This window comes from Methanolobus sp. (assembly GCF_030682845.1).
In the GTDB taxonomy this organism is placed as follows: Archaea; Halobacteriota; Methanosarcinia; order Methanosarcinales; family Methanosarcinaceae; genus Methanolobus.
Genome location: NZ_JAUXNK010000074.1, coordinates 1 through 6766 on the forward strand (window position 1 = coordinate 1; position 6766 = coordinate 6766).

Consider the following 6766-nt stretch of genomic DNA (forward strand, 5'->3'; position numbering starts at 1 on the left):
CAAGGGGCACGCCGCAGGAATGAAAACGAATTTCAGCTAAGCCCGCGCGCCCCTCGATAGTGTCAAGAATCTTGCGCACATTTGCTCTGGCATCCTCAGCTGGTTTTAGCTTACGCAGCCAATTGCCTTGTCTGTTCTTCAAGACGGTCCGTCTACAGATATTGTCTTAGCATCCTGCAGTACTAAGTTCGGCAAACAGGCCCGCATCGGCCCCGAAGCTTGGCCCGCATGATACTAAGGACTCTCTTTGTGAAATGTCATCATATAATATCAATTAATAGCAGTTGACACTAAATATCAGCACGTGATATATTGACATGGAAGGAAGGGAGGTTATAAATGTCAGACTGGTTTAACGCAGAAGACGCCGCAAAGTACCTCGGCATTAGCTCCAGTAATTTGTATTCACTCGCTCAACAGGGCCGCGTTCCCAGTAACAAGATCGGTAAGGTATGGCGATTTAGCAAGACCGATTTGAATATCTGGCTGAGGGCAAATAAACCATTGACTGAATTCTTCGTGAGTGCGGAAGCATTTATCGATGACAATTTTCTCCTACGAGATCCGCAGCGGGAAGGGTATAGTGCAACGCTGGACTTTTTTTCAAAGGGGGGGCAAAGAGCTATTGTTCAACTCCCGGTTGGATGCGGAAAATCAGGTCTCATATCTATTTTGCCCTTTGGAATTTCTCGGGGGAGGGTCTTGATAATTGCACCAAATCTGACTATCCGCGATGAGCTGAAGAAAAATTTAGACATTACTAACAGAAGGTATTGCTTCTGGAATAAGTGTAATGTTTTGACTTCGGAAGAAATGATGGCCGGGCCATACATAGCAGTATTGGATGGAAAAGATGCGAACATTCATGATTGCATGCAGTCACATATTGTATTGACCAATATTCAGCAACTTGCCAGCAGTGCTGACAAATGGTTGCCTGCGTTCCCTGAAAAATTCTTTGACATGATAATTGTGGACGAAGGCCATCATAGCGCGGCTCCGAGTTGGGAAAAAGTCTTCGCCAAATTTTCGGAAGCAAAAGTAGTAAACCTGACCGCGACTCCTTTCCGAAGCGATAGAAAAGATATTGAGGGAGAGCTTGTTTATCGATATTCTTTCAAGCGCGCAGCGTTAAAGGGATATATAAAGAGACTGCAGGCTGTATATGTGGCACCCGCGGAGCTCTATTTTACTTATAAGGGCGATCAGAAACGTCACACGCTGGATGAAGTTCTGAAACTCAAAGAGGAAGAGTGGTTCAGTCGCGGCGTGGCGCTTGCTCCCGAGTGCAACAAGCATATAGTGGATGCCAGCTTGGATAAGCTCGATAAATTAAGACAGTCAGGCACCCATCACCAGCTTATAGCTGTTGCCTGTTCTGTTGCACATGCGCAAAGCATACGGTCGATGTATGCAGAGCGCGGGTATGAAGCAGCTGAAATCCATAGCAACATGCCGGAGGACAAGCGGGTCGAGGTATTGCAGAAATTGAAGTCAGGCCTTCTCGACTGCATCGTTCAGGTCCAGATGCTCGGAGAGGGTTTTGACCATCCTCACTTGAGTGTTGCAGCAATTTTCCGCCCCTTTAGGTCGCTATCGCCGTATGTTCAGTTCGTTGGCCGGACAATGAGGGTCATTGTTCAGAATGATGCACGTCACCCCGACAACTTCGGCTATGTTGTAAGCCACATCGGGTTGAATCTCGATCGGCAGTTGGCAGACTTCCGCGAATTGGAAAGAGAAGATAAAGCTTTTTTTGAGGAGCTAATACAGGGAAATGAACCGGAGCCACCTACCGAAGTCCTGGAGGGACGAGCCAGGATGAAATTAAGGCCGGAGATGGTAGTTCACAGAGAACTGATATCTGAATTCTTCGAGGAGGATTTTGTTAATTCAGATGACGAAGATCTCCTTACCGAATTGAAGGCACATGCTGAACTTCTGGGATTTGATGCAGAAAAAATTGCGGAAGCGCTCAAGAACAGAAAGGTCGAAAAAACACGTCGCGTAAAAGCATCGGAACCCTTTCCAGTTCAACCTCAGTCGCAGAGAAGGGAGTCTAGAAAAAGACTGCAAGAGGAGGTGAAACGGACAGCTAATATTCTCCTGAATCGCCTGGGTTTCAGGCCCGGCGGCAGGGAACTGGCCTATAAGTATGCATCTGGCTTTGCAGGAGGAAATAATTTTGTTGTTGCAGTGCAAATGATAAATCATGAAGTTGACAAAATACTGAAAATAAAATCAGGGCAGAGGGCAACATTAAGAACCGAGGACTTCGTTCGGGGTATGAACTCTTTAGAGGAAATCCTGAACATTTTAACCAGACGTTTAAAAAGGAGGGCTACAGAAGATGACTAAAAAGGGAAAGACGCCGTCCTTAATCAGTGGCAAGATGCCAAGTCTTATCGTGGCGAAAGGGAGAAGACATTGTACGAGATGCAAGCGTGAAATATGCAGAGGCAGCCGTTGTGCTGATGTTCCAATTCCCGGAACGATGGGAGATAAGACATATTGTACGGATTGCCTTCTGGAGATCGTCGAAAAAAGCCGGGAGGATCTTAACCAGATCGAAAACCAGATAAGGAATGTTATATCGCCATAGGAGTCCAGGAGTCATAAATGAAAGTCTGTTACGTTGATGAAAGTGGAACGGGTGATGAACCTGTTGCGACTATGGTGGGGATTATCGTTGATTCGCAACGGATGCATGTAACTAAAGCACACTGGAATGAACTGCTCGATGTCTTATCAAAGATTGTCGGAAAAAAACTCGCAGAACTTCATACGCGTGATTTTTATGCGGGGAGCGGTGTTTGGTATCAAATGAAGGGGCCTGACCGAGCTAAAGTTATAACGGCAATATTTGAGTGGTTGAAGGAGAGAAAACATCATATAGTATATAGTGCAGTCGTGAAAGAAGCCTATTATGACAGCCTTTGCAACGGTAAAATACCAAAGGAATTATCTACGCCGTGGCGGTTTTTGGCACTTCATTTGATTTTAGCAATTCAAAAACGGTACCAGAGAGAAGAGAAAACTAAGGGAAATACAATTATTATTTTTGATAATGAGGAAAGAGAGAGAACACGTATTACTGATTTGATCAATCTTCCGCCAGCATGGTGTGATACCTACTACGATAAGCAGCTTACGCAAGAACGGCTTGATCAGATTGTAGATGTGCCTTATTTCGGAGATTCCGCCGAGGTGCCTCTTATTCAGGTTGCCGATTTTGTAACCTTCTTCTTGCGTAGATATGCAGAAATAAAAGGAAATCACACGAAGCCAAGATATGTTGACGAACCAGAACGAATAGAAGAATGGGCAAAATTGATATCAAGTCTTAGTATAGGTCGTTCACATATTTATCCATTAAAAGGTCGATGTCCGCTTGGGGATATTTTCTTTTCCCATGCACCAAAAGCAATTCGAGAAATGTGATTTGGCTTGCTCAATAAGCGGATGCGAGTAATGATTTCAATTTCATGTCGACTGCGGTCTTTTGATGAATTATAGGGTAAAGAAGGGGGGCGTCAAGAAAAAGGTTCAAACCTGCCAAGCCGTGGCAACGAAACCTACGTTCTCTTGATTTTAAAGATTTATTTCTTTCTATATGGGCTCAGACATGATACAGTTTTGCTATGAAAACTGAAATATAGTATCTGGATTTAAGGGGGTTTTATGGACGACACATGGAAATTGGAACGCCTTATATTCGGGCTGAGACACGTCAGGACATTCGCGGTGTCCGGGAAGTTGGGGGAGATTGTTGACCTGGTGATTCCCCTTCAGGGCTTCGGGCACTTCCCCAGCGACTGTTTCTCGAAAGTGTTGCGCAATGTTGATGCGCTCACCATTGAGATGAAAGACGAGGAGGATACCATGTCCCTCAAGTGTGGGGTCGACGGAGTGATTCTCGAATGCGACATGCAGGCGGAACCGCTTATCCCCCAGGATGCGGTATGCGGTATGTTTGATGAAGTGGCGCAGAAGGTCGTTTCGATGACGGAGGCCAAGAGTAAAATCAACCGTCTCGGGGTTGTCTTCAAATACACGATATCGCCCTTTGGGAATTCGGCGCAGGAACTGTTCACCAATCTGCTGAAGATGGATCTGAAGGGGACGCCTGACAACATACACATAAGGATGGCGCTGAAGAACCCTGCAAAAGATGCCCTGTACCATCCTGACAAGAAGGCCGACTATCAGAACGCCATCATCGAAGTGTCATCTGAGAGAGAGGACGACAAAAAAGCGGGGTTCCCGACAAAGATGCATGTGTCCGTGGACTATCAGATGTATTACGAGCCGACAAGGACATTGGGTGACATAGACATCAGGGCGCATTTCAATAGCGCTGGCTCCTACATTGAGAGCTCGGTCAAAATGTCTGTCCTCAATTTCCAGCTGAAATAGCACATGGGACGGAACAGAGGACAGAGAAATCCCGCCAGGAAAAGACCCATGCCCGAGCAGATGGCTGATTACAGGAGAAGTCTCCGGCAACGGCCGGTGTCAGCGACTGAGGAGACGACGTATGACTTTGACGCCGACAGTACGGATTACACGCCGCCGTCGACCACCCCGCCTCCGAAGGAAACGGCTCCATCGCCAAAACTTCATAAAACAAACCTATGGGTTGGTATTGCAGTAGGGGTGCTGACCATTATGGTTGTGTTCGGCGGGGTCGTGTACAACTTCGCCTCTTTGAGTAAGGGATTAGAGACTGTGGAGAAGAATGTCTCTGAAAATAAGAAGGAACTTCAGGATAGGATTGACAAGTCTGTAGAGGAACTGAGAAAGGATATCCGTCAGGTGAATGATAGGATAGACAAGTACTTTTCAAAGGAGCAGAGAAGATAACACTATGATTGGCTTTGTTATCTATAGAGTCGTTAACCTTGCGGTTAATTGTTTTGTCTGCTTGAATTAGGGGCTGTTCAGGACACTCGGATCGAAAAAGGAAATCTATGAACCATCAAAACCTATCTGCATTCATCTGGTCCGTCGCAGATTTGCTGCGCGGCGACTACAAACAATCTGAATACGGCAAGGTTATCCTTCCCTTTACTGTGTTGCGTCGTCTTGATTGCGTACTGGAAGCTACCAAGGAAAAAGTTCTGGCCGAGTATTCCAACAAGCAGAAAGCGGGGATCAACCCAGAACCATATCTGTTGCGCAAGGCCGGGCAGAGCTTCTATAACACTTCACCTATGGACATGAAAAAGTTGATGGGAGACCAGGATCATATCAAGGAAAACCTCTTTTCCTATATTCAGGCCTTCGCTCCAGCGGTGAGAGACATCTTCGAGCGGTTTGATTTCTACACCCAGGTTGAGCGTTTGGCCAAGGCCGGATTGCTGTATCAGGTCTCAGAGAAGTTTGCCAATATAGACCTGCACCCCGAAGCCGTCAGCAACAACCAGATGGGGCTGGTTTTTGAAGAATTGATCAGGAAATTTGCTGAAATTTCTAATGAGACTGCCGGAGAACATTTTACCCCGCGCGAAGTCATACGCCTTATGGTTAACCTATTGTTCATCGAGGACGACGAGGTACTGGCCAAGCCCGGAGTTGTCCGTACCATGTACGACCCAACTGCTGGTACAGGTGGCATGTTGTCGATATCCGGAGAGCACTTGGAGGAGTTGAATCCACAGGCCCGGCTGACCATGTTCGGACAGGAACTGAACGACGAATCTTACGCTATCTGTAAGGCCGACATGCTCATTAAGGGCCAGAACGTTGCCAACATTGTGCCGGGCAACACCCTCGCCGCCGACGGTCATCCATTCAAGACGTTCGACTACATGCTCTCCAATCCACCCTTCGGTGTTGAGTGGAAAAAGGTCGAAAAGGAAATCCGCAAAGAACACGAGCAACAGGGCTTCAATGGCCGCTTCGGCCCTGGCCTGCCCCGCGTCTCGGATGGTTCGTTACTCTTTCTGCTTCACCTCATCAGCAAGATGCGCCCTGCGGTGGACGGCGGCAGCCGCTTCGGAATAGTCCTGAATGGCTCGCCGCTCTTTACAGGCGGTGCGGGGAGCGGCGAGAGTGAGATCCGGCGCTATGTGCTTGAGAACGATCTGTTGGAGGCGATTATTGGGTTGCCGACGGATATGTTTTATAACACAGGCATCAGCACCTATATCTGGATACTCAGCAATCGAAAACCGGCGCACCGCAAGGGGCGCTTACAACTGATCGACGCCTCCAGCTTCTGGCAGAAGATGAGAAAAAGTCTTGGAAGCAAGCGCAAGGAGCTATCCGACGAGCATATCGCCGAGATAACCCGGCTCTTTGGCAAATTTCTGAAGGCCAAAAAGGACGGCAAACCGATATCCCGCATCTTCAAAAATCGGGATTTTGGCTACAGTACCATTACTGTTGAGCGCCCATTGCGGGACGAGGCAGGCAAGATAGTTTTAGCGAGCAAGGGAAAACTGAAGGGAAAACCCGAGCCTGACAGCAGCCTACGGGATACCGAGAACGTGCCGCTCTCCGAGGATGTGGAGGTTTACTTCAAGAGAGAGGTGCTGCCTCACGCGCTGGATGCATGGATAGACCATGACAAGACCAAGGTAGGCTATGAGATTCCGTTTAACCGGCATTTCTATGTTTTTGAACCGCCCCGCTCGCTGGCTGTAATCGATGCCGAGTTGAAGGAATGCACGGATCGTATTATGACGATGATCAAGGGGTTGTCGGCATGAGCTTCCAGCGGTACAAGAACTATAAAGAGAGTGGGGTAGAGTGGCTTGGGGGG

At 47.6% G+C, this 6766-nt stretch carries 6 protein-coding genes; all 6 read left to right on the plus strand.

What is annotated here, in order from left to right; translation table 11 throughout:
- The first annotated feature begins 339 nt into the window (after nt 1–339).
- The gene (locus Q8J68_RS09435; RefSeq protein ID WP_305311272.1) at nt 340–2358 is read left to right on the plus strand and encodes a DEAD/DEAH box helicase; all 2019 of its coding nucleotides are present in this window, start codon (nt 340–342) and stop codon (nt 2356–2358) included.
- Complete coding sequence (locus Q8J68_RS09440) at nt 2351–2602, plus strand: hypothetical protein (RefSeq protein ID WP_305311273.1); 252 nt, start codon at nt 2351–2353, stop codon at nt 2600–2602. Before Q8J68_RS09435 ends, Q8J68_RS09440 begins: the two co-directional genes overlap by 8 nt.
- Before the next feature lie 17 nt (nt 2603–2619).
- Nucleotides 2620–3441: a DUF3800 domain-containing protein gene (locus Q8J68_RS09445; RefSeq protein ID WP_305311274.1), complete on the plus strand. Its 822-nt coding sequence runs from the start codon at nt 2620–2622 to the stop codon at nt 3439–3441.
- A 315-nt stretch (nt 3442–3756) separates the two neighbouring features.
- On the plus strand, nt 3757–4416 hold the full coding sequence (locus Q8J68_RS09450) for a hypothetical protein (RefSeq protein WP_305311275.1): 660 nt from the start codon (nt 3757–3759) through the stop codon (nt 4414–4416).
- Nucleotides 4417–4464: 48 nt separating this feature from the next.
- The gene (locus Q8J68_RS09455; protein WP_305311276.1) at nt 4465–4863 is read left to right on the plus strand and encodes a hypothetical protein; all 399 of its coding nucleotides are present in this window, start codon (nt 4465–4467) and stop codon (nt 4861–4863) included.
- A 107-nt stretch (nt 4864–4970) separates the two neighbouring features.
- Nucleotides 4971–6713 (plus strand): class I SAM-dependent DNA methyltransferase, encoded by a 1743-nt coding sequence (locus tag Q8J68_RS09460; RefSeq protein WP_305311277.1) that lies wholly within the window; start codon nt 4971–4973, stop codon nt 6711–6713.
- The last annotated feature ends 53 nt before the right edge of the window (nt 6714–6766 follow it).

Coding starts and splice junctions, on each gene's coding strand:
- Q8J68_RS09435 (WP_305311272.1), top strand. CDS start 340: ATGTCAGACTGGTTTAACGCAGAAGACGCCGCAAAGTACCTCGGCATT.
- Q8J68_RS09440 (WP_305311273.1), top strand. CDS start 2,351: ATGACTAAAAAGGGAAAGACGCCGTCCTTAATCAGTGGCAAGATGCCA.
- Q8J68_RS09445 (WP_305311274.1), top strand. CDS start 2,620: ATGAAAGTCTGTTACGTTGATGAAAGTGGAACGGGTGATGAACCTGTT.
- Q8J68_RS09455 (WP_305311276.1), top strand. CDS start 4,465: ATGCCCGAGCAGATGGCTGATTACAGGAGAAGTCTCCGGCAACGGCCG.
- Q8J68_RS09460 (WP_305311277.1), top strand. CDS start 4,971: ATGAACCATCAAAACCTATCTGCATTCATCTGGTCCGTCGCAGATTTG.